The sequence below is a fragment of the Rurimicrobium arvi genome (assembly GCF_039540495.1).
GTDB classification, from domain to species: Bacteria; Bacteroidota; Bacteroidia; order Chitinophagales; family Chitinophagaceae; genus Rurimicrobium; species Rurimicrobium arvi.
In genome coordinates this window covers 58,372-81,483 of the sequence record NZ_BAABEZ010000013.1, presented here as the reverse complement: position 1 = coordinate 81,483, position 23,112 = coordinate 58,372, and the positions used below count along the sequence as shown (strand labels likewise).

Annotated in this window: 17 protein-coding genes; 12 read left to right on the top strand and 5 right to left on the bottom strand. The window is 49.2% G+C overall.

Annotated elements, in window-relative coordinates; translation table 11 throughout:
- Positions 1-73 precede the first annotated feature (73 nt).
- Positions 74-637, bottom strand: coding sequence for a DUF4468 domain-containing protein (locus ABD846_RS05065; protein WP_344823340.1), 564 nt, complete (start codon positions 635-637; stop codon positions 74-76).
- A gap of 392 nt (positions 638-1,029) precedes the next feature.
- Complete coding sequence (gene secA / locus ABD846_RS05060) at positions 1,030-4,356, bottom strand: preprotein translocase subunit SecA (RefSeq protein ID WP_344823337.1); 3,327 nt, start codon at positions 4,354-4,356, stop codon at positions 1,030-1,032.
- 266 nt (positions 4,357-4,622) lie between these two features.
- On the opposite strand from secA, the gene ABD846_RS05055 reads away from it, so the two are divergent.
- On the top strand, positions 4,623-5,165 hold the full coding sequence (locus ABD846_RS05055) for a hypothetical protein (protein ID WP_344823335.1): 543 nt from the start codon (positions 4,623-4,625) through the stop codon (positions 5,163-5,165).
- 75 nt (positions 5,166-5,240) lie between these two features.
- On the opposite strand, the gene ABD846_RS05050 is transcribed toward ABD846_RS05055, so the two are convergent.
- The 3 genes from ABD846_RS05050 to truB form a co-directional block, all read right to left on the bottom strand.
- Positions 5,241-6,413 (bottom strand): class I SAM-dependent rRNA methyltransferase, encoded by a 1,173-nt coding sequence (locus ABD846_RS05050; RefSeq protein ID WP_344823332.1) that lies wholly within the window; start codon positions 6,411-6,413, stop codon positions 5,241-5,243.
- 109 nt (positions 6,414-6,522) lie between these two features.
- Complete coding sequence (locus tag ABD846_RS05045) at positions 6,523-7,665, bottom strand: acyl-CoA dehydrogenase family protein (RefSeq protein WP_344823330.1); 1,143 nt, start codon at positions 7,663-7,665, stop codon at positions 6,523-6,525.
- 57 nt (positions 7,666-7,722) lie between these two features.
- The gene (gene truB / locus ABD846_RS05040) at positions 7,723-8,433 is read right to left on the bottom strand and encodes a tRNA pseudouridine(55) synthase TruB (RefSeq protein ID WP_344823327.1); all 711 of its coding nucleotides are present in this window, start codon (positions 8,431-8,433) and stop codon (positions 7,723-7,725) included.
- A gap of 192 nt (positions 8,434-8,625) precedes the next feature.
- Here truB and ABD846_RS05035 point away from each other — a divergent pair, with 192 nt between their 5' ends.
- The 11 genes from ABD846_RS05035 to ABD846_RS04985 all read left to right on the top strand — a co-directional run bounded on the left by ABD846_RS05035 (position 8,626) and on the right by ABD846_RS04985 (position 23,041).
- The gene (locus ABD846_RS05035; protein WP_344823325.1) at positions 8,626-9,459 is read left to right on the top strand and encodes a DUF3822 family protein; all 834 of its coding nucleotides are present in this window, start codon (positions 8,626-8,628) and stop codon (positions 9,457-9,459) included.
- Positions 9,450-9,995 carry an RsmD family RNA methyltransferase gene (locus ABD846_RS05030; RefSeq protein WP_344823322.1) on the top strand — a complete coding sequence of 182 codons (546 nt, stop codon included), beginning with the start codon at positions 9,450-9,452 and terminating at the stop codon, positions 9,993-9,995. Before ABD846_RS05035 ends, ABD846_RS05030 begins: the two co-directional genes overlap by 10 nt.
- Before the next feature lie 5 nt (positions 9,996-10,000).
- A complete protein-coding gene (gene coaD / locus ABD846_RS05025) occupies positions 10,001-10,462 on the top strand; it encodes a pantetheine-phosphate adenylyltransferase (RefSeq protein ID WP_344823320.1) in 462 nt (153 codons plus the stop codon).
- Between the two features lie 127 nt (positions 10,463-10,589).
- On the top strand, positions 10,590-11,963 hold the full coding sequence (locus ABD846_RS05020; protein ID WP_344823317.1) for a M20/M25/M40 family metallo-hydrolase: 1,374 nt from the start codon (positions 10,590-10,592) through the stop codon (positions 11,961-11,963).
- Entirely contained in the window at positions 11,963-12,325 is a 363-nt protein-coding gene (locus ABD846_RS05015) for a nuclear transport factor 2 family protein (RefSeq protein ID WP_344823314.1), read from the top strand. Before ABD846_RS05020 ends, ABD846_RS05015 begins: the two co-directional genes overlap by 1 nt.
- Before the next feature lie 34 nt (positions 12,326-12,359).
- On the top strand, positions 12,360-13,856 hold the full coding sequence (gene cysS, locus ABD846_RS05010; RefSeq protein WP_344823312.1) for a cysteine--tRNA ligase: 1,497 nt from the start codon (positions 12,360-12,362) through the stop codon (positions 13,854-13,856).
- A gap of 1 nt (position 13,857) precedes the next feature.
- The gene (locus ABD846_RS05005; RefSeq protein WP_344823309.1) at positions 13,858-15,663 is read left to right on the top strand and encodes an ABC transporter ATP-binding protein; all 1,806 of its coding nucleotides are present in this window, start codon (positions 13,858-13,860) and stop codon (positions 15,661-15,663) included.
- A gap of 77 nt (positions 15,664-15,740) precedes the next feature.
- Positions 15,741-19,136 carry a transcription-repair coupling factor gene (mfd, locus tag ABD846_RS05000; protein WP_344823306.1) on the top strand — a complete coding sequence of 1,132 codons (3,396 nt, stop codon included), beginning with the start codon at positions 15,741-15,743 and terminating at the stop codon, positions 19,134-19,136.
- A 137-nt stretch (positions 19,137-19,273) separates the two neighbouring features.
- Entirely contained in the window at positions 19,274-19,990 is a 717-nt protein-coding gene (locus ABD846_RS04995; protein ID WP_344823303.1) for a Crp/Fnr family transcriptional regulator, read from the top strand.
- A 118-nt stretch (positions 19,991-20,108) separates the two neighbouring features.
- Entirely contained in the window at positions 20,109-20,603 is a 495-nt protein-coding gene (locus ABD846_RS04990) for a hypothetical protein (protein WP_344823301.1), read from the top strand.
- Positions 20,604-20,614: 11 nt separating this feature from the next.
- Positions 20,615-23,041 carry a heavy metal translocating P-type ATPase gene (locus tag ABD846_RS04985; RefSeq protein ID WP_344823299.1) on the top strand — a complete coding sequence of 809 codons (2,427 nt, stop codon included), beginning with the start codon at positions 20,615-20,617 and terminating at the stop codon, positions 23,039-23,041.
- Positions 23,042-23,112: the final 71 nt, after the last annotated feature.

Below are 23,112 nucleotides of genomic sequence, written 5' to 3'. Positions count from 1 at the left end.
TGCTTAAATGAAAGAATCCCCTGTCGTTACCGGCGGGGGATTCTTTTATAATGATTGATAAGCAACGGATCAGTTACCAGTTGTCATTCGATTTCGTATCGCTGTTTGCGGCTTTTGCAATGGCTGCGATCACGGCTCCCAGCCTGCTGTTCGACTGGCTGCGCAAATGTTTGGACAGGCCGTCATTCTTCAGTTGCTCATAAGTGTAGGTTTCGGGATTGGCGTTCATGAACTCTGCATGGAAGACGACATTGTCGATATGAATTTTCAAACGACCATCTTTAAAAAATATGGAAAGCTTGAAGTCGAAAAAGCCATCTGTCAGAGTCCAGCCGAATCCGTTTTTCGGCTCAATTTTAATAGCGGCAGTATTAATGATCTTGTATTCTTTATCATCATAGACGTTATTGTTGTCTGCAGACTTAATATTCGCTACAGTCCAGGATTTTACCCTGCTGAACAAAACGTCTTTTGTGATATTCGGGGCATCAATCACCGTATCGCAGACGTAGGTTTGCGATGTTTCATCTTTGACCATAATAATGCCTTCGCTGTTTTTGTCTTTTTTGTCAAAAGCGTAAGCAGAAAGTCCGGAGCATGCTATCGCAGAACTTAAGAAAAGGATTTTGAGGTTCATGGTTTTTTTGGGACGAATATAAGTCTGTTGGAAGGCAAATGGAAATTTGTTGCGGTTAATAAGGTGCTATCAGCGTGTTAATCATTGCTTCCGCTACTACACTACTTATGTAGTGTTTATGGTCAGAAACAGGGTGCAGCAGGTTTTCCCTGTTACTTTTGCTTATTGGGTTTCGGAAGAGACATCATGAATTCTTGTTTTACTGTTAGGATAGCCTCCTGTATTTGCCTGTGGTGTGAGGACAACCACTGATGTTGCCGAAAGGTGGCGCGGCAAAATACAGGGGGTTTCTTTTTGGAGTAGCCACAGGCAGCATTGCACCTTTTGAAACAGGCTGTAACGAAAACGGCCGACCTGTTAGGTCAGCCGTTTTTTATTGCTTCCGAAGGATTTTACAATCCTCTGCCATGGCAGTTTTTATATTTTTTGCCGCTACCGCAGGGGCATTCGTCATTGCGACCGATTTTCGGCGCAGCTGTAACCGGCTGCTGGCGCGGAGCCGACTGCTGCGACTCGTTGTAATAGTCATTTTCGTTTGCGGCGTAATCCTGGCCCGCTTCGTCAATCTCATTGCGATTCTCATAATAATCGCTCATGTCTGTCACCTGGGTAGGTATCTGCTGTGCTTCCTGTGGGGCTTCCTGAACCGGAATGCCTGCGCGGAACAGGAACGATATGATCGTGCGGTTGGTTTCCAGGTTCATCTGTTTGAACAGATTCGCAGCTTCAAACTTGTAGATCAGCAGCGGATCTTTCTGCTCGTAAGAAGCCATCTGAACGGAGCTGCGCAGTTCGTCCATGCGGCGCAGATGATCTTTCCAGGAATCGTCGATCATTGCCAGCGTGATATTCTTCTCAAGCTCCTGGATCACCGGGCGTGATTCTTTCTCGATCGTTTCTTTCATGTTGGCGTAGATCTGGATGCCACGCATACCGTCCGTAAACGGCACCACGATGTTCTCCACCTGGCCGTTGCTCTGCTCCATCACCATGCGCAATTGCGGCGTCATATGTTCGCGGATGCTCTGCATTTTACGGCTGTAGAAATCTTTAGCCTGCATATACACTTCGTCTCCGATTGCTTCAGCATTTCCTTTTGCCAGCAACTGTGCGTCAATTTCTGGTTCGAATGCCAGGTGTTTTGCAAACTCAAGCTTAAACATGTCAGCGTCTTTGTGCTGCAATGCCTGACTTGTGATATCGTGGCATACGTTATACATGGCATTGTCCAGGTCGATCGCCAGGCGATCCCCGTACAGCGCATGGTTACGGAATTTGTAGATCATATTCCGCTGCGCATTCATCACATCATCATATTCCAGCAAACGCTTGCGGATACCGAAGTTATTTTCTTCCACTTTTTTCTGCGCACGCTCGATAGACTTGGAGATCATGCTGTGTTGCAACACCTCGCCGTCTTTATGGCCCATTTTGTCCATCATTGCGGCAATACGCTCAGAGCCGAACAGGCGCATCAGATCGTCTTCCAGCGATACGAAGAACTGTGAAGTTCCCGGATCTCCCTGGCGACCCGCACGACCACGCAGCTGGCGGTCCACACGGCGGCTTTCGTGACGTTCTGTGCCGATAATCGAGAGACCGCCTGCATCCTTCACGCCGGGACCGAGTTTGATATCGGTACCGCGACCGGCCATGTTGGTGGCGATCGTTACCGCTCCGGGCAGACCTGCTTCTGCGACCACGCGCGCTTCCGACGCATGCTGCTTCGCATTCAGTACATTATGTTTGATTTTCTTCTGCTGCAGCATACGGCTCAGTAACTCGGAAACCTCTACTGAAGTAGTACCCACAAGTACGGGGCGTCCTTCGGCGGTAAGTTTTTCCACCTCATCGATAACTGCCTTGTATTTCTCGCGTTTGGTTTTGTATACCAGGTCCTGCTGGTCTTTACGTGCAATCGGGATATTGGTAGGGATCGCAACAACATCCAGCTTATAGATGCTCCAGAATTCACCAGCTTCCGTTTCTGCGGTACCGGTCATACCACACAGTTTGTGGTACATACGGAAGAAGTTTTGCAGCGTGATGGTAGCGAATGTTTGTGTCGCTGCTTCCACGGTTACGTTTTCTTTTGCCTCAATCGCCTGATGCAATCCGTCGCTGTAGCGGCGTCCGTCGAGGATACGTCCAGTCTGTTCATCCACGATCTTCACCTTGCCATCCATTACCACATACTCCACATCTTTATCGAACAGGGTATATGCTTTCAGCAGTTGCTGCAGGGAGTGGATGCGATCCGCTTTAATTGCGTAATCCTGGAGCAACGCATCTTTGCGTTGCAGTTTTTCCTCGGGACTTGCACCGCTGTTTTCGATGGCAGCGATTTCGGTTGATATTTCCGGCAGCAGGAAGAAGTTGGGATCTTCCCCGCCTTGCGTGATGGTAGCCAGACCTTTATTGGTCAGCTCCACACTGTTGTTTTTTTCGTCGATGGCAAAGTAGAGTTCTTCATCCACCTTCGGCATGTTTTTGTTGTGCTCGGAGATATAGTGGTTTTCCGCTTTCTGAAGGATCTGTTTGTTGCCTTCTTCACTCAGAAACTTGATCAGGGCGCTGCTCTTAGGCAGACCACGATACGCACGCATCAGCTGCAGTCCGCCGGTCTCTTTATCTGTTTTGCCTTCTGCAATAAGTTTTTTTGCCTCGGTGATAGCCTGGTTTACAATACGCTTCTGCATTTCCACGAGGTATTCGATACGTGGTTTCAGCAGGTGGAATTGCTGTTCGTCTCCGCGCGGTACCGGACCGGATATGATCAATGGCGTACGCGCATCGTCGATCAATACGCTATCCACCTCATCCACCATTGCAAAATGGTGTTTGCGCTGTACTTTCTCTTCAGGATGATGCACCATGTTGTCGCGCAGGTAGTCGAAGCCAAATTCGTTATTGGTTCCGTAAGTGATGTCTGCGAGATAGGCATTGCGGCGCTCGGGGGAGTTCGGCTGGTGTTTATCGATACAATCGACGGTAAGTCCCAGCCATTCGAATACGGGGCCGTTCCATTCCTGGTCACGACGGGCCAGGTAATCATTCACGGTAACCACATGTACACCTTCGCCGGCCAGCGCATTGAGGTAAGAGGGTAGTGTGGATACGAGTGTTTTACCCTCACCGGTAGCCATCTCCGCTATCTTCCCCTGGTGCAGTACCGCGCCACCGATCAGCTGTACATCGTAGTGTACCATGTTCCAGGTGACAGGAACACCGGCGGCAGTCCAGTTATTTTTGAAATAAGATTGTCCGTTTTCAACGCGCACATAGTCACGGGATTCGGCCAGACGTATATCCTGTTCGGTAGCCGTAGCAGCTACTTCCGGGTTTTCTTTGAAGCGACGGGCTGTTTCTTTGATAACAGCGAAAGCCTGTGGCATGATCTGCTCCAGTATCTCTTCGATCTGCTCATCGCGTTTTTTGATCAGTTTGTCTATCTCGTTATAGGCAGCTTCACGGGCATGCACTTCTTCGAGAGAAATAGCTTCCGCTTCCTGCTTTTTTTCGGTTATCTGGCGATCTATATCAGTCAGGTGCTCCTGTATGGCCGCCCGGAATTCCTTCGTTTTATTTCTGAGCTGGTCGTTGCTCAGGCCTTTAAATTCTTCAAAAGCCTTATTGGTGGCCTCTACAACGGGTTGTACTTTTTTTACATCTTTATCTGACTTGCTTCCGCCAAATAGTTTTGAGATAAATCCGATCATTCTGTTATAATTTATTGTGGGCAAACGTGGCTATTCCGATCGTGTTGAGGGCTTTCACCAGATATTGCCTTGCGTCAAAAATTGTGCTAAACGTTAATGTCTGCCAAGAAGGCGCAAAAAGATGCCAAAGCTAATAAAAATTGCCCTATTACCTGCAAAAAATGCAACCCCTTGTGGTGCAGGGAAAAAAAATATTGCCAAACTATTGCGGGACAAAAAATTTTTTATGTACTTTGAGTCCGATTTTAGAAAAACGTACAACAATTATGAAAAAAACTTTCATTCTCCTTTCTACTGTTTTGGCTTCGGTATTTGCGCAAGAAGTGAAAGCACAAGACGCGTCTAAAGAAATTGTAAAAGTTTACCGCTGGTACAATCCTACTGATGCCAACTATATAACTGTTGCCGAAGGCGAATACCAGGACGGCCAATTGCTGAACTGGCATTATAAAGATAAAACGCTGATGTTTTTTGCGTACCGCAATCCAGCGGCTGACCGTATTGCTGTAAATAGCTGGTACAATCCCAATACAAAGGATTTCGCTTCTATCGGTGAAGACGAGTTTACCGATGATCAGATGCTGAAAATGGGTTACTCTGATAAACACCTGCAGTACTATGCTTCTACACGTCGTGGTGCAAACCAGGTATCAGTTTACCGTTGGTTCAATTCTAAGCGCAAAGACTGGGTTACTATCCCGGAAGAGGGTGATACCGACGCATACTTCAAGAAAGGATACCGTCATAAAACATTCCAATACTACGGAATCAGCCGTGGTAGCGACGTTATGATCTACAATCAACTGTAAGAAAGTTTTTTTCGTATTCATAATAAAAGGAGATTGGTTGACCAATCTCCTTTTTCTTTTCTGCCGTTTCGGTATTTATAATACCTGGACGATCAGGAATTTCAGGTACTGTGTATTCGGCACATGCCATAAAATAGGATGGTCTGATGCCTGTGTCTGCCAGGTAACCTGACGAATTTTCCGCTTTGCATCTTTTGCCGCAGCATCAATGGTTTTCAGGAACATATCGGGTGAAACCAGGTTGGTGCAGGAAGCCGTTACGAGAAATCCTCCCGGCTTAGTCAGCTTCATACCCCTCAGGTTGATTTCTTTATAGCCGGTCACCGCTTTATCGATATTTGCACGGCTTTTCGTAAACGCAGGAGGGTCCAGCATTACCACATCATATTTGCGGCCTTCTTTCCCCCAGCTTTTCAGGACGTCAAAAGCATTTACCGATTCAAATTTGCAGATGTCTTCATATCCGTTCAGGACAGCATTCCGGCGTGCCGTATCGATCGCAAAGTCGGAGATATCAAGTCCCAGCACGCTTTTTGCACCGTAGTGCGCGGCATGTAAGGAGAAGGTTCCCGTATAACAGAATGCTTCCAGCACATCGGCTCCCTTGCAGATATGCTGTATCGCGCGGCGGTTGTCCTGCTGGTCCAGGAAATAGCCGGTCTTCTGGCCGTTTTCGATATCCACATGGAATTTCAGTCCGTTTTCATTCAGGATGATCTCCGTGTCGAAAGGCTCGCTCAGAAAGCCCTTGATCTGTTGCATGCCTTCCAGTTCCCGTACCGGTACATCATTACGTTCATAAATGCCTTTGGGTTTCAGGATACTGTTCAGGGCATTGACAATAGCACCTTTCCAGCGTTCGATGCCCAGAGCCAGCGTCTGGATGACCACATAATCGTTGAACTTGTCAATGACCAATGCAGGCAGGCTGTCGGCTTCGCCAAATATCAGTCGGCAATTTTCAACGTAGCCTATCTGCTGACGGTAAGCCCATGCTTCGGCTATACGGCGATGAAAAAACTGCTCGTCGATTGCTTCCTGTTTGTCGCGGGTAAGCAGTCGGATGCGGATCTGGGATGCGGGATTGATGTAACCCTTTCCCACAAAGGAGCCATTGGAAGAATATACTTCCACGATATCACCGGGTTCGTAGCTGCCCTCGCTGTCACCAAGCTCGGTGGCGAAAATCCAGGGATGACCATTCATTACGCGGTCTCCGATCTTTTTTCGCAGAAAAAATTTTGCCATAAGGATGCAAAGGTAACGGTATGCACCGACATACCCGGAACAAACACCTGCATACAGTAAAAAGCCCGCTGCCTGAATGGCAGCGGGCTTTTTAAAAAAAGAAACCAGATTATGCTCTCAGCACATTCCGGCTGATAACGATTTTTTGTACTTCGGAAGTGCCTTCATAGATCTGCGTGATCTTCGCATCGCGCATCAGGCGCTCTACGTGGAATTCTTTCACGTATCCGTAACCACCGTGGATCTGCACGGCCTCGTTGGTTACCCATTGTGCGATTTCTGAAGCGTACAGTTTGGCCATTGCCGCTGCCTGCTCAAAATCTTCATGCATATCTTTCTGCCATGCAGCTTTCAGGCACATCAGGCGTGCGCCTTCGATAGCCGTAGCCATATCCGCAAGCTTGAATGCAATAGCCTGGTGGTTCATGATCTCTTTACCAAAAGCCTTACGCTCTTTGGAATATTTCAGCGCAAGCTCATATGCACCGCTGGCGATACCCAAGGCCTGGGATGCGATACCGATACGGCCGCCGGCCAGTGTTTTCATTGCAAATTTGAACCCGAAACCGTCTTCACCGATGCGGTTCTCTTTAGGAACTTTTACGTCCTGGAACATGATAGAATGCGTATCGCTTCCGCGGATACCCATTTTGTTTTCCTTGGCACCCACGGTTACACCGGGAGTGTCTTTAGGGATGATCAGCGCATTGATACCGCGGTGACCTTTTTCAATATCTGTTTGTGCAATTACGAGGTAATAAGACGCGGAGTTACCGTTGGTGATCCAGTTTTTGGTACCGTTCACGAGGTAATGATCTCCTTTATCTTCAGCTGTAGTGCGCTGAGAAGTAGCGTCAGATCCGGCTTCCGGTTCGCTCAGCAAGAATGCGCCGATCGCTTTTCCGGAAGCGAGTTCCGTAAGGTATTTTTGTTTTTGTTCTTCAGAGCCATAAGTCTCCAGGCCCCAGCATACAAGCGAATTGTTTACGCTCATACATACGGAAGCCGAAGCGTCGATCTTGGAGATCTCTTCCATAGCAAGTACGTAAGAAATAGTATCCATGCCTGATCCGCCGTATTTAGGATCAACCATCATACCTAAGAAGCCTAATTCACCCAGTTTCTTGATTTGTTCGGCCGGGAATTTCTGATGCTCATCGCGCTCGATAACGCCGGGCAGCAATTCTGTTTTGGCAAATTCGCGGGCAGCTGCCTGCACGGCTAATTGCTCTTCGGTAAGTTGAAAATTCATAAAGAGATAATGACTTTTTGTGGCTGCGAAATTACGTTTTATATAGATATTTTGAAACTAGTCTGCGTTTTTCGCTTCAGCTTCTTTTGCTTTACTGAGTAATTCAAGGAATTCGGTAATACTCCATGCGTCTTCCACTTTATAATCCCCGATTTTGGTACGGCGCAGTTCCTGCAGGTAGGCCCCGCATCCCAGCTCCTGTCCGAAATCGTGCGCGAGCGAACGGATGTAGGTTCCCGTGCTGCAGGTAACGCGGAAATGCACTTCCGGCAGTTCAATTTTCGTGAGCTCGAACGTGCTGATCGTGACAGGTCTTGCCTTCAGGTCTACTTCTTTTCCCGCCCGCGCAAGCTCATAAGCGCGCTTACCATCTTTTTTAATGGCCGAATGGGCCGGAGGAGTCTGCAGGATCGGCCCCGTGAATTTTTTCGTGGCTTCGGTCAGTTGTTCTCCGGTAATATGTGCGAAAGGCTGCTGCTGTTCCGGTTCACTTTCCAGGTCGTAGGTGGGAGTTACCGCGCCCAGGTGGATGATTCCCGTGTATTCTTTCGGTAAGGATTGGTATTCGTTGATCTTTTTTGTGTAGGCGCCGCTGCAGCAAATAAGCAATCCTGTTGCGAGGGGATCCAGCGTGCCGGCGTGCCCTATTTTTTTTGCACCAACCGGTTTGCGCAGCTTGTGCACCACATCGAACGAAGTCCAGCGGTAAGGTTTATCAATCAGGATCACACCACCTTCTTTCAGTTGATCGGGTATTATTGTATTCATGAATATGCTGTAAGTATCCTGCAAAGAAAAGACAATAAGTTGAGTCGGCTTCCGTAAATGGCAGGAATATGATGTGCGGGAAGATTGTTGCTTCTGCTATCTGTTCGTATCTTTGTGCTGCGGTACAGGAAGTGAAACCGGATCACCCGGTAAGGCAAGCGCCCCTGCGTTAATACTTTAGAAGAAACGGATATGGATATCAGTAATCAGATTTTACGCCGTCAATATGTTGCCCACAAAGGGGAAGACCTGCTGAGTCAGGTTTTCAGGGTAGTGATTGTGGTTTCACCCAACAGTTTTATTACTGCCGGATATCATCCTTCAGGGGAAGTGCTTGCGATCAACAGCAGTCAGCTGTCCGGCGCAGCCTGGAATCCCGCATTTATTGAGCATGAACTGAAGAACGACCTGTTGCTGGCCGATCCTTCGCTGATCAAAACAATTTTTGTTGCCGCACAGAACAATATGGTAATACCCGGTGCTTTATTCCGGGATGACGATACTGCAAAGCATTGGCTGCAGGCATCTTTCCATGTAGGCGCCGACGAGCAGATCAATGTATGCAGTATTGCAAAAGGATCCTGGTTCAATTGTTTCAGTTTTCCGGAGGCCATTCTGTCCGTTTTCGGTAAATACACGCAGGATCCCAGAGTATTACCGCTTAATCTGGCGCATCTGCGGAACGGACAGTCCACCGAAGACCTGTTGCAATGCACGGTTGCAGATACCTGCGCGTTTGCAACGCTGCACCACAAACATACGTTACACTGGCATCAGACTTTTGAATACCAGACACCGGAAGATATTGCACACCGGCTGGGCTCGGCCTGCCGTTTTTATGGAATTGAACTGGAAGATTATCCCGTGGCTATTTCTGCCACCAGCATTGATCAGCATCCGGTGCTGAAAAAGCTACAGCAGTACTTCCCGGCGACGGCGATGCGCAAAGCGAGTATATCAGATATTATTTCCCCCGAATGGTCTTCCACCGTTCACCTGTTTCAACAGCTCTATTCATGCGAATAATCGGAGGTGAGCTGGGTGGCCGCCGTATCAGTCCGCCCTCGAAAATGCCCTATACACGCCCTACAACAGATATTGCTAAAGAGGGCCTGTTCAATATGCTTCAGCATATGCTCGATTTCGAATCTCTGAAGACCCTGGATCTGTTTGGCGGAACCGGTGCTATCAGCTACGAACTGGCATCACGCGGTGCATCGGATCTTACGATTATCGAGAAAGATACCAATATGTTCGCGTTCATCAGGAACACGGTAAAACAACTGGGCCTTGATCAGATCCACCCCGTGAAATCCGATGTGTTCAGATTCATGGAGAGCTGCGGTGCACAATATGATTTTATTTTTGCGGGACCACCTTATGCATTGCAGCAGATAGACGACCTTCCGCTGTACGTATTCCGGTTCGGTCTGCTTCGCCCCGGTGGCATCTTTGTGCTCGAGCACACACCACGGAACGATTACCAGACGCATCCCAATTTTTTCCGGATGAAAAACTATGGTACAACCGTATTTTCCTTTTTCAAACCATTAAGTGAATAGCTGCTATGAACCAGCGCATCTGCCTTTTCCCGGGTTCCTTTGATCCGCTCACGCTTGGCCATGTGGATATTATTGAGCGAGCCATGCACCTGTTCGATCGCCTGGTGATCGGTATTGGCTCCAATTCTTCCAAGCAGGCTATGTTTTCTGTGGAGCAGCGCGCGGAATGGATCCGGCAGGTGTTTATCAAAGAGCCTAAAGTATCGGTGCAGGTGTATAAAGGGCTTACGGTCGATTTTTGTAAGGAGATCGATGCGCGGTATATCCTGCGTGGCATCCGCTACGTGAGCGATTTTGAGTATGAGCGTGCGATTGCCGATATGAACCGCAGTCTTGCTCCGGAGCTGGAGACCATTTTCCTGACCTCCTCTGCGCAGCACGCAACCATTTCTTCGACGCTGGTGCGCGATGTGATCCGCAATGGCGGTAATGCGCGTCAGTTCCTGCCCGAGGCAGTGCAATATTAGTACCCGCAGTTTTCCTGCAGGCGTTCGTGCCATCCGCTGTGGTTTTTCAAGACGTATTGGTTATTGCCTGTGCCTGTCTGAGTTTATTGACATATACTTTCTCTCGATTCTTTATTACTTTTAGCGAATGAAAAGAATGGTCCTGACCTGCTGTGCCATCTGGCTCAGCACGGTTGTTTTCGCGGCTCCCGGCGACTCTGCTGTACTGAGCCGGATCTCGGCTCATATTTTGTCTCAGGGTAAATGTTATGAAGACCTGCGCACGCTGTGCAAGCAGATCGGGCACAGGATAAGTGCATCCCCTGAAGCCGAGAAGGCGGTGGCCTGGGGAGAAGCTGCTTTGCGTGCGGCGGGCTGCGATCGTGTATGGCTGCAACCCGTGCAGGTACCTAAATGGGTGCGCGGCGAAGAGCATCTTGCATTGCGTTTTTCACCGGATCAACCTTATGTGGATGTTCCCGTTCTTTCTCTCGGAAACAGTGAGGGTACAAACGATAAAATAAAAAAGGCGGAAATAGTAATGGTAGAAAGCTTCGATGCGTACAAAAAGCTGAATCCGACCGAACTGGAAGGCAAATTTATTTTCTTCAATTATCATTTCCGGCACGACTTTCCCCAGACGTTCAATGCATACGGCGACGCCGTTAAATACCGCTGGCAAACTCCGGAGGTCATCGGCAAAACGAAGATTGCGGGGGTGATCATCCGTTCCGTATCCTCGGGAGCAGACGATTTCCCGCATACCGGAGGTACCATGTATCCGGATAAAGAAAATGTATTTCCGCTTGTGGCCATCGGCAATAAAACGGCCGACAGGCTGGAAGCTGCATGCCGCAAAGGAACCACAGCTGCTATGCTGCGCAGCAATTGCGGTTTGAAAGGAACAGCCATGTCTTACAATGTGATCGGCGAAATAACCGGATCGGTGCATCCGCAGGATTATATGGTGGTGGGCGGTCACCTGGATTCGTGGGATGTGGGCGAAGGCGCACACGACGATGGCGCCGGTTGTGTACAGGCGATAGAAGTGCTGCGTACGTTCAAGTCGCTGGCTATTAAGCCAAAACACAGTATACGTGCGGTGTTGTTCATGAATGAGGAGAACGGTGCCAAGGGCGGCAGGGCTTATGCCGATTCTGCCCGGGTGCGCAAAGAACATCATATTGTGGCACTGGAGAGCGACGCCGGCGGTTTTGCGCCGCGTGGTTTTGAACTGAGCTGGAATGCAAAGCAAAAGCAGGCTTTCATGGCTTTTGCGCCTTTGCTGCAGCGCTACGGTATCTACGATTTTGAAAAAGAAGGCGGTGGAGTGGATGTCGGTTTCCTTAAAAATAACGGGAGCATTATCGGAGAACTCATACCGGATTCTCAACGCTATTTTGACGTGCACCACACCGATAACGATGTTTTTGAGACCGTGAACCACCGCGAACTGAAGATGGGGGCAGCTGCGATGGCGCAATTTATTTACCTCGCCGATCAGTACGAAATACTCGATTAATGGAAACAACGCAAAACGAACGTATTGCACGCGAATGGTTTGCAGCATTCAACCGGCAGGATCTGGAAGGGCTGCTGGCTTTATACGACGATGCCGCGGAACATTTCAGTCCGAAGCTTAAAATAAGGCAGCCGGAAACACTGGGACTTATCTCCGGCAAAGACGCGTTGCGCCGCTGGTGGGCCGATGCGTTCGAACGCCTGCCGGAATTGCATTACGAGCCGGTAGCCTTTACGTCTGATACGGATCGGATTTTTATGGAATATATCAGAAGTGTACCCGGCGAGCCCGATATGAAGGTGGCCGAGGTGCTGGAAATACAAAACGGTCGCATTGTCGCTTCCCGTGTTTATCACGGATAAGCTGCAGTGACAATATTATTTTATCTTTGCCCGCATGTCCACTTTGCACATTTACAATTCACTTACAAGGAAGAAAGAAGAGTTCTCACCGATCACCCCCGGTCACGTAGGATTATATGTCTGCGGACCAACAGTATCGGGCGAATCTCATCTCGGACATGCACGCCCATACGTTACGTTCGACGTGGTGAACCGCTATCTCCGTCATCTCGGGTACAAGGTTCGCTATGTGCGTAATATTACCGATGCTGGTCACTTCGAGGAAGAAGGTCGCGATGCGGAAGACAAAATCTCCGGGAAAGCAGTGCTGGAAAAGCTTGAGCCGATGGAACTGGTGCACAAATACACCGAATTGTTCCACTGGGGCATGCGTTTATTCAACAACCTTTCGCCCAGTATCGAACCCACGGCCACCGGCCATGTGATCGAGCAGATCAGTATGATCGAGGATATCATCGCGAAAGGATATGCTTATGAACGGAACGGATCGGTGTATTTCGATGTAAAGAAATATGCGGAGGGCTATCCGTATGGTCAGTTGTCGGGTCGTAAGATCGATGAGTTGCTGGAGACGACACGGGAGCTGGATGGCCAGGACGAAAAGAACAATAGAGTTGATTTCGCGCTTTGGAAAAATGCGCCCCCCGAGCATCTGATGCGCTGGAAAAGTCCATGGGGAGAAGGTTTTCCCGGATGGCACATCGAGTGCTCCGCTATGAGCAGTAAATACCTGGGTTCGGAATTCGATATTCATGGCGGCGGTATGGATCTGCAATTCCCGCACCATGAGAGCGAGATAGCACAGTCCACGATTGCTCATGGTCATGCCCCTGCGCGCTACTGGATGCACAACAATATGATCACCATTAATGGCAAGAAGATGGGTAAGTCGTACAACAACGTTATTAAAATGACGGAATTGTTCAGTGGCAACCATCCTTTGCTGGAGCAGGCCTATCACCCGATGGTGGTACGCTTTTATATCCTTCAGACACATTACCGCAGTACGCTGGACTTCAGTAATGAAGCACTGCAGGCTTCGGAAAAAGCATTACGCCGTCTCTGGGAATCTTACGAAGTGCTGAAAAAGCTGGAACATCCGGGGAATGCCGAAGCGGGCGATACCCAACTGGATGGGCAGATCCGCAGGTTCTGCGAAGAGTGCGGCACATTTATGAATGACGATCTGAATACGGCTAAAGTGCTGGCTTCATTGTTTGAGATGACGGCTACTATCAACGGGATCAAAGGCGGTCAGCTGAAAGCCAATGCCTTGTCAGCAGATACCTTCGCATTGCTGCAGACAACGTTCCGCGATTACCTGGAAGACATTCTCGGACTGCAGCCGCTTCAGGCAGAGCAAAGCGGTGATCGAATGGATAAGGTGCTGAGCATCCTCATAGATATCCGAAAAGATGCGAAGCAACGCAAAGATTTTGCAGTAAGTGATCAGATCCGCAATCAGCTGCTTGCTGCGGGTGTGCAGCTCAAAGATGAAAAAGACGGCAGTGTCAGCTATACGATAGAATAAAATGCGCAACGTAAAACGACTCTTTCATTACCTCGCCGATTACAAAGGAAGTATTGCATTATACTTTATTTGCAGTCTGCTTGCAGTCGTGTTTTCGTTGTTTTCCATGGGATCGCTGGGGCCTGTGCTGCAGGTGCTGTTCCTCGGACGCGAACGTCCTGCCCCTGCTGCCGATCCCGATGTAATGGAGCGTATCAACAATTTCGTGTACGACCTCATCGAACAAAAAGGGGCCATCAGTGCACTGGCATTCATCTGTTGTGCGATCGTTACGTTTGTATTGCTCAAAAATCTGTTCGTCTATCTTTCAGTATATATTTTAGCCCCGTTACGGAATGCGATTCTGCGTCGGCTGCGCAATGAGCTGTTCGTTAAAATACTGTCCCTCCCGATCAGCTATTTTACCGACGAACGCAAGGGCGACCTGATGTCGAAGATGACCAATGATATCAATGAAGTGGAGGTGTCCGTGATCAGCGTGCTGGAAGTGCTCATCCGTGAGCCGCTCACCATCCTGCTGTTTCTCGGGACGATGATCGCACTCTCTCCGAGCCTGTCATTATTTATCTTTATTTTTCTGCCGGTTGCGGGATTGATCATAGGGCTTGTCAGCAGGAGTCTGCGCAAATCATCCAACGAATCGCAGCAATACCTGAGCGAGATACTGGCGGTGATCGATGAGACACTTTCCGGAATGCGCGTGGTTAAGGCATTCAATGCCGAACGTCACCAGCAACTGCGCTTTACTAAAATGAACAATGATCTGTTCCGGGTGCGTAACCGTATTTCGGCACGCCGTGAACTGGCTTCGCCGTTGAGCGAGGTAATGGGTATTATTGTGATCAGCGTGATCCTTTGGGTGGGAGGCCGCCTGGTGCTGAATCATGAAGGCGCGCTTACAGGACCGATGTTTATCATGTACCTGGGTCTGTTTACGCAGATCATCAACCCGTTCAAGAATTTATCCTCTGCGTATTCCAATCTCAAAAAAGGCAGCGCCGCATTAGAACGTATAGAAGGAATACTGCAAACCGAAACTACTGTCAAAGAACTGCCGGACGCGCGTCCGATCAGTACTTTCGCTCATGAGATAGAGTTGCAGCATGTGTCTTTCGCTTACGGCGACCGTCAGATACTGAAAGATATCAACCTGATCATTCCGAAAGGGAAGACCATCGCGCTGGTGGGTGCTTCCGGGGCGGGTAAATCCACGCTTGCCGATCTGGTGCCCCGTTTTCATGACGTGACGTCAGGGGCTATTATGATAGACGGCGTAAATGTAAAAGAGTATAAAATAGACCAGCTGCGCCGGCTGATCGGTGTGGTGAGCCAGGATCCGATCCTGTTCAACGACACGATCTACAACAATATCACATTAGGTACAGGCGGAGCCGATATGCAACGTGTGGAAGAAGCCGCACGCGTGGCCAGTGCCGACCAGTTTATACGAAGCAAAGCGCAGCAGTATGAAACGGAAGTCGGCGACCGCGGCAACCGCCTCAGCGGTGGCGAGCGCCAGCGGATCACAATTGCACGCGCAGTGTTGAAGAATCCGCCGATCCTGATACTGGACGAAGCCACTTCTTCCCTGGATACCGAAAGCGAACGCATGGTACAGGAAGCGCTGAACTCCCTGATGAAAAACCGCACCTGCCTGGTGATTGCCCATCGCCTTTCCACAGTACGCAATGCCGACGAGATTATCGTACTGGACCAGGGACGTATTATTGAGCGCGGTACACATGCAGAACTGCTTGCCAAAGGCGGTCAGTATCATCGCCTGGTGGAAATGCAGGAGCTGAAATAAGCAATTTTAAGTTTTTATAATACCAGGTCAGATAAATAGTATTATGCCGCAGCGCACGATCATTTATCTTTGCAGCGATGAACCTGCAAGCTTTGCTGGGCCTCTACGAAAATGATATCCGCTTAAAACAGTTAGCGGCCGCAATCTCATTGCCCAGTCCCAAAATCCGCGTACAATTAGATCATCTTTATGGCTCTTCCGTCAACTTTATCGGCGCCGCAGTATGGAAACTGAGTTCCGCTGCCGGCGAAGCTGTCGGGGGCGGAGCAAACCATGTGTTTGTACTCAACGATCGTGAAGAAGCCGCCTATTTCCATAATGATATGGAGCAACTGACCAAGTCGCTCGATATCTGTTATTTCCCGGATTCATTCAAGAAAACAGGCGACTACCACGAACTCAACAGCAGTCACGTAATGCTGCGCACAGAGGCACTCACCCGTTTCTCTAATGCCCGCAAAGGAGGTGTATTTGTCACCTATCCGGAAGCATTGCTGGAAAAAGTTGTGAACCCCAAGGCGCTGTCGGGAAATATGATCCACATCAAGGTGGGAGAAAACCTGAAGGTGGATCAGCTGATGGAACAATTGGTGGCGCTGGGTTTCCGCCGGGAAGACTTCGCATATGAGCCTGGTCGCTTCGCAATGAGGGGCGGTATCCTCGATATTTATTCTTTCGGGAACGAGCATCCTTACCGGATAGAGTTGTTCGGCAATGAGGTGGACAGTATCAGGATCTTTAATCCTGAAACACAATTGTCCGAACGGAAATTGCTGCAGGTAAGCATTCTGCCCAATGTAGAGACCAAATTCGAGGCAAACGAAAAAGTATCGCTCCTGGATTTTCTCCCGGAAAATACGGCTTTCTGGTTCAAAGACCTGCAGTTTACGGCCGGCAGAATGCGCAAGATGGCGGAAGGTCTTCCTGAAAAGCTGAGCAAAGTGCAGGTGGCAGTGGACGAAGAGGAAGAATGGATCAGGCCTTTGCGTATTGAGGAATTTGAAGATGTGGATGAATGGATCACAAAGCTGTCTGACCGTCACCTGATAGAATGGCGGAACCATAGCCTGAAAATATTGTGTGCGGAAGGAGCGGAGCCTGTGTTTCTCGGATTTGCAACAGAAGAGCAGCCGGCGTTCAACCGGCAATTTGAAATGCTCATCAGTGACCTGAAAAAGCGTTCCACGGCAGCTTATGTGCCTTATATTTTCGCGGATAATCCCAAACAGCTGGAGCGACTGCACAGTATTTTTGAAGACCTGGACGCCGGTATTCAGTTTGTGCCGATACCCGGGGCCATCAGCAAGGGGTTTATCGACCACGAGAAAAAAGTGCTTTGCTACACGGATCACCAGATATTCCAGCGCTACCACAAATACAAAGTGAAGCAGGCCTACTCGAAAGGGAAAGCCATCACGCTGAAAGCGCTCCGCGAATTGCAGCCCGGCGACTATGTAACCCATATCGATCATGGAGTGGGGCGCTATAGCGGTTTGCAGAAGATAGAAGTGAACGGCAATATGCAGGAAGCCGTGCGCATCATTTATAAAGACAATGATGTGCTGTATGTAAATATCAACTCGCTGCATAAAATCAGCAAGTACACCGGTAAAGAAGGCACCACGCCTAAAGTGCATAAGCTGGGCAGTGATGCCTGGGAAAAGCTGAAAAACAAAACCAAACGGCAGGTAAAAGATATCGCCGCCGACCTGATACGGCTTTACGCGCGCCGCAAGGCTTCGCAGGGTTTCGCTCATACCCCGGACAGTTACCTGCAGACGGAACTCGAGGCTTCGTTTATGTACGAGGACACACCGGACCAGGGAAAAGCGACGGCAGATGTGAAGCGCGACATGGAAGCGCCTTCTCCGATGGACCGGCTGGTATGCGGGGATGTAGGATTCGGTAAGACGGAAGTAGCGGTGCGGGCCGCATTCAAAAGTGTGGCCGACAGTAAACAGGTGGCCGTACTGGTTCCCACTACCATTCTTGCATTTCAGCACTACCAGACCTTTAAAGAGCGCCTGAAAGACTTTCCCTGCAATGTCGATTTTATCAACCGGTTCAAATCCGCAAAGGAAAAAAGGGAAACCATGCGTAAGGTGGAGGAAGGCAAGGTGGATATCCTGATCGGTACACATGCGATCCTGGGGAAAGACGTTCATTTCAAAGACCTGGGTCTGCTCATCATTGATGAAGAGCAGAAATTCGGCGTAGCCGCAAAGGAAAAGATCCGCGAACGCCGTGCGAATGTGGACACACTCACGCTTACGGCCACGCCCATTCCGCGTACGCTGCAGTTTTCGCTGATGAATGCACGCGACCTGAGCATCATCAACACACCACCGCCCAATCGTCAGCCGGTGCAGACCGAGATCATGGTATTTGACGACTATGCAATTCGCGACGCGATCTATTACGAAACAGAACGTGGTGGCCAGGTGTATTTCGTACACAACCGTGTTCAGAGTCTTCCCGAAATGGCCAAGCGGCTGAAAGACCTTTGCCCAGATCTGGAAATTGTAGTCGCACACGGACAAATGGAGGGCGATAAGCTGGAGCAGGCACTGATGGATTTTATCGGCCATAAATTCGATGTGCTTTGCTGTACGAATATCGTAGAGAGCGGCGTAGACATTTCCAATGCCAATACGATTATCATCAACAATGCACATCAGTTCGGGCTCAGTGATCTCCATCAGTTGCGGGGGCGTGTGGGACGCAGCAACCGTAAAGCTTTCTGTTACCTGCTGGCGCCGCCGTTGGCGACCTTACCCGGAGACAGCCGTAAACGCCTTCAGACGCTGGAGCAGTTTTCTGAACTGGGGAGCGGATTCCAGATTGCCATGCGCGATCTCGATATCCGCGGGGCCGGGAATATGCTGGGCGGAGAACAGAGCGGATTTATCGCCGATATCGGTTTCGAGATGTACCATAAGATACTGGATGAGGCGATCCGTGAACTGAAAAGCACGGATTTCAAAGAAGTATTTGCTGCGGAAATGGAGCGTAAGCAGGATTTTGTCAGCGACTGTACTATAGATACCGATCTGGAAATCCTTATTCCGGACAATTATGTGGAAAATATCACCGAACGTCTGAGTATTTATGCGCAGCTGGATAACGTACGGGACGACGAAGAGCTGAACGGATATGCATTGAATCTCGTGGATCGTTTCGGGCCATTGCCGGCACCCGTCGAAGAGCTGCTGACGGCGATCCGCTGCCGCAGGAAGGCAAAAGCGCTCGGATTTGAAAAACTGATCCTGAAAAATGAGCAGATGCGACTGTATTTTATCAGTGATCCGGAATCGGCCTACTTTGAAAGTGAGGCGTTTAACAGGATAATGGATTTCATCCAGAAAGGAACCAATAAAGCCCGCCTGAAGAATGTCGGTAAGAACTTTATGCTGATTGTGGACCAGATGCGGTCTATGAGCGCGATTGAAGAATTTCTGACCTGCATGCTATAGGTTGATTGCGAGCACAAATCGTCGATCGGCTTGCTTTTTAGTCTGTAATGACGACGTAAGGACGATTGTAGTTTTGCTTGGAATGATTAACTTTGCTATGTGTAGCCCTTGCGGAACACGCCTTAAATACCCGGCTTATGAAAAATGCATCTGCTTATTACGAACACAGTTGCGTTACCTGCAATGCTCGGATGCACTCTGTATTCTCTGTAATTCAAGGTGATCATCTGAGCGAATTGAATCTGCATAAATCCTGCACGACCTATAAGAAGGGACAGCTGATCTTTTCCGAGAACGGGTTGCCTATGGGGCTTTTCTGTGTAAACAGCGGTAAGATAAAATTGTCCACTACCGGTCCCGACGGAAAGGAGCAGATTTTACGCCTGGTGAAAGGGGGAGATATACTCGGGTACCGGGCTTTACTGTCCAGCGACCGTTATCACTGCAGTGCTGTTGCACTGGAAGACTGCTCTGTCTGTATTGTGGATAAGCAATATTTTCTGAAGCTGGCCCTGGAGCAAAAGGAACTCTGCGTTGCTATTTTCAAGAAGATCAGCGAAGACCTGAAGCATGCAGAACAGCATATTGTTTCGCTTTCTCAGAAAAACGTCCGCGAGCGCATGGCTGAAGCGATTCTGTTCTTTAAGGCTACCTACGGCTTTGACGCAGACGGACAGACACTTGCCATCCAACTCAGCCGGGAAGAAATAGCCGATTTTGTCGGCACTTCCACTGAAAGTGCCATCCGTTTGCTCTCGGAGTTCAACGGGGACAAGATCATCGAGCTGGTCGGGAAAAAAATAAAGATTGTCAATATTGCCAAACTGGAAAAAACGGCTAACCTGCTTTATTAAGCAGGTTTTTTTATGCCTTGTGTTCTCCGGAGAATATGATAAATATCATATTCCGGCTTTCCTGCGGTCATAGTCTGCGTCCGGATATCGTGCCACTTTTGTATAAAATATACAAGTTATGTGTGAGCACTCCATTTCGGCTGCGGCGATTACGGAAAGAATGAAGCAGGAGATGTACCAACCGTTAGATCAGCTGTTTTCAGATGTTGATACGTATCTGCGGAATAACACGGTCTGTACCGAAGCGACGGACATATTCAACGACTTCCTGCGCCTGAAGTGGGAGTACGAGTCCTTACGCAATTACGAACTGAAGCTTGTATTCCCTTCGATCCTGAAGATGTTCGGTGCTAAGAATCCCGACAGTAATCAGATAAGTATCGCCGACCTGCAAACACTTACGAAGCGCAAAGAAGTGCTTATCTGCTCTATGGCATCTGAGATAGAGCAGGAAGCAGAACGATTGAGTCTGCCTGTAGACCATCCTCTGTTCCGGCTTTGCTCCGGTATCGAGCAACTGCTGCCCCCCATCCGGCAGGAGTGGAACGGCATGATGGACAAATGGCGGCAGACATGCGCCTGCTTCAGATCTTTTGAAACCGGAAACCAATAAACCGATATATCGTGAAACAGTCCGTTGGCAGCAAGGAAGGTCAGAAAGTATTGTGTTATCACTGCGGAGAAGCATGCCGCGATACCTCACTGCATTCGGGAGACAAGTGCTTCTGCTGCCACGGCTGTAAAACGGTATATGATATTCTGTCGAAGAATGATCTGTGTACGTATTACGACCTGAACCGTACTCCGGCTGCAGGCGCCGTCCATTCGTTTGTTGCCGACCGCTTTGCGTTCCTGGATGATGAAGAGGTATTGCGCAAGCTGATCTCCTTTTCAGACGGAAAACAATCCAACATCACCTTTTACCTGCCGCAGATACACTGTTCCAGCTGTCTCTGGCTGCTGGAGCATGCGAGTCAGATCAATCCTCATATCCTCAGCGTACGGGTAAACTTTACCAAAAAGGAGGCCTTTGTGGTGTTCGATTGCTCGCAAACCACTTTAAGGCAGGTGGTGGAAACGCTCGCTTCTATCGGCTACGAGCCGCATTTCAGTCTTCAGGATATGAATCCTGCGCAGAAAAAAGTAAAGAAGCATACGCTTTATAAAATTGCCATCGCCGGTTTCTGTTTTGCCAATATCATGATGATGAGCCTGCCGGAATATTTTTCGGTCAGCAGCTATCTGGAAAAAGAAATCGGACGTACGTTCCAATACCTCATTGTCGGTTTATCATTACCGGTGCTCTTCTATTGTGCGACCGAATTTTTTGTTTCGGCATGGAAGGGGCTGCGTAACCGTTTCCTGAATATCGACCTGCCTATTGCCGCCGCAATTGCGATTACTTTTTTGAGGAGCCTGTATGAAATTTTCTGGCTGCACGGAAGCGGTTACCTGGACAGTATGTCCGGCATCGTATTCTTCATGCTTGTAGGCCGCTACTTCCAGGATCAGACATATCAGTTCCTTTCGTTCGACAGGGATTTCAAATCCTTCTTTCCGATATCCGTCAATGTCCTGCAGAACGGGCTTTTCAAGCCTCGGCAGATCGAACAGCTGCGCGTGGAAGATGTGATCCAGGTGCGGAACGGGGAATTGGTTCCGGTAGATTCGTTACTGTCGAAAGGCGATGCATTGATCGACTATAGTTTCGTGAGTGGTGAAAGTCTGCCCGTACGGGTGGAAAAAGGAAGCTGGGTATATGCGGGAGGAAGGCAGTGCGGTGAAGCGATCGAACTGGTGGTAATGAAAGAGGTGGCGCAGGGATACCTTACCAATCTCTGGAACAACGCGATCTTTAAAGAACCGAAACAACGTTATTCATTCATTCATCTGCTCAGCCGTTATTTTACGGTAATTGTATTGTTGCTGGGGCTCGGTGCCGCGCTTTACTGGGCGTATGCGGGAAGTGTGAGCACTATGTGGAATGCGCTCACCACCATCCTGATTGTCGCCTGCCCCTGCGCATTATTACTTTCCTCCACATTCACCAACGGCAATGTCCTGCGCGGACTCAGTGCTCACGGGCTATACCTGCGTCACCCGGATGTAATAGAGGACCTGGGTGATATCCGGCATATTGTTTTTGATAAAACGGGTACGCTCACAGGAAAAGACGGAGTGGATATACGTTATTCGGGTGTGGCGATGGATGAGCATACGAAGCTATGTGTGAGCCGTCTGCTCGGACAATCGAATCATCCCTTAAGTATAGCGATACACCGTTATCTGCAACTGGATGATCAGGCTATCGCTATCGGCTCTTTCCGGGAAGTACCGGGAGCAGGCATCGAAGCCTGGATAGAGGATGCGCATTATCAGGTCGGATCGGCTTTGTTTACCGGCGCGGATACGCTCGGTACGTTAAGCGAATACACGCGTGTGTACGTACGCAAAGAAGCACAGTTGTTCGGGTATTTCACGATCCGCTCTCCTTACAGAAAAGGGTTTCTGGAGATTGCACCGCAGCTCAGTAAGCGGTATCACCTGACCGTTCTGAGCGGTGATAATGATTCCGAAGCTGACTTTCTGCGGGAGTTGCTGGGGCCGGGTCATCAGTTGTTATTTCACCAGTCGCCGGAACAAAAGCTCGAATATATACAGCGTCTTCAGGAGCAGCACCCGGGTAAAGTACTGATGGTGGGCGATGGCCTCAACGATGCGGGCGCATTACAGAAAAGTGATGTGGGTATCGCGCTTACAGAGGACGTGAACAATTTCACACCGGCGTCCGACGGTATCATGAAAGCAGGTTCCATCGGTCTGTTATACGCATTCCTGCGCTTTGCCAGAGCGGGTCGCCGGATCATTTATGTAAGCTTCATCGTTTCGATATTGTACAATATCATCGGCCTGTATTTTGCACTGCGCGGGGATCTTTCGCCGCTGGTCGCAGCGCTGCTGATGCCTGCCAGTTCGCTGAGCATCATACTGCTCACGTATGGATGCAGCTCTTTTTTCGCGGCACGTTTACTGCACAAAAAAGTTTTATGATATAAATCATGTGCGGCGCTGATGCAGCACATAGGACAGGCATAAGGCATTTGCAATCTTTGTACTGTCAA

What these genes read in the sequence shown, in the direction of transcription:
- ABD846_RS05065 (WP_344823340.1), bottom strand. Translation starts at nt 637, where the DNA reads ATGAACCTCAAAATCCTTTTCTTAAGTTCTGCGATAGCATGCTCCGGA.
- secA (WP_344823337.1), bottom strand. Translation starts at nt 4,356, where the DNA reads ATGATCGGATTTATCTCAAAACTATTTGGCGGAAGCAAGTCAGATAAA.
- ABD846_RS05055 (WP_344823335.1), top strand. Translation starts at nt 4,623, where the DNA reads ATGAAAAAAACTTTCATTCTCCTTTCTACTGTTTTGGCTTCGGTATTT.
- ABD846_RS05050 (WP_344823332.1), bottom strand. Translation starts at nt 6,413, where the DNA reads ATGGCAAAATTTTTTCTGCGAAAAAAGATCGGAGACCGCGTAATGAAT.
- ABD846_RS05045 (WP_344823330.1), bottom strand. Translation starts at nt 7,665, where the DNA reads ATGAATTTTCAACTTACCGAAGAGCAATTAGCCGTGCAGGCAGCTGCC.
- truB (WP_344823327.1), bottom strand. Translation starts at nt 8,433, where the DNA reads ATGAATACAATAATACCCGATCAACTGAAAGAAGGTGGTGTGATCCTG.
- ABD846_RS05035 (WP_344823325.1), top strand. Translation starts at nt 8,626, where the DNA reads ATGGATATCAGTAATCAGATTTTACGCCGTCAATATGTTGCCCACAAA.
- ABD846_RS05030 (WP_344823322.1), top strand. Translation starts at nt 9,450, where the DNA reads ATGCGAATAATCGGAGGTGAGCTGGGTGGCCGCCGTATCAGTCCGCCC.
- coaD (WP_344823320.1), top strand. Translation starts at nt 10,001, where the DNA reads ATGAACCAGCGCATCTGCCTTTTCCCGGGTTCCTTTGATCCGCTCACG.
- ABD846_RS05020 (WP_344823317.1), top strand. Translation starts at nt 10,590, where the DNA reads ATGAAAAGAATGGTCCTGACCTGCTGTGCCATCTGGCTCAGCACGGTT.
- ABD846_RS05015 (WP_344823314.1), top strand. Translation starts at nt 11,963, where the DNA reads ATGGAAACAACGCAAAACGAACGTATTGCACGCGAATGGTTTGCAGCA.
- cysS (WP_344823312.1), top strand. Translation starts at nt 12,360, where the DNA reads ATGTCCACTTTGCACATTTACAATTCACTTACAAGGAAGAAAGAAGAG.
- ABD846_RS05005 (WP_344823309.1), top strand. Translation starts at nt 13,858, where the DNA reads ATGCGCAACGTAAAACGACTCTTTCATTACCTCGCCGATTACAAAGGA.
- mfd (WP_344823306.1), top strand. Translation starts at nt 15,741, where the DNA reads ATGAACCTGCAAGCTTTGCTGGGCCTCTACGAAAATGATATCCGCTTA.
- ABD846_RS04995 (WP_344823303.1), top strand. Translation starts at nt 19,274, where the DNA reads ATGAAAAATGCATCTGCTTATTACGAACACAGTTGCGTTACCTGCAAT.
- ABD846_RS04990 (WP_344823301.1), top strand. Translation starts at nt 20,109, where the DNA reads ATGTGTGAGCACTCCATTTCGGCTGCGGCGATTACGGAAAGAATGAAG.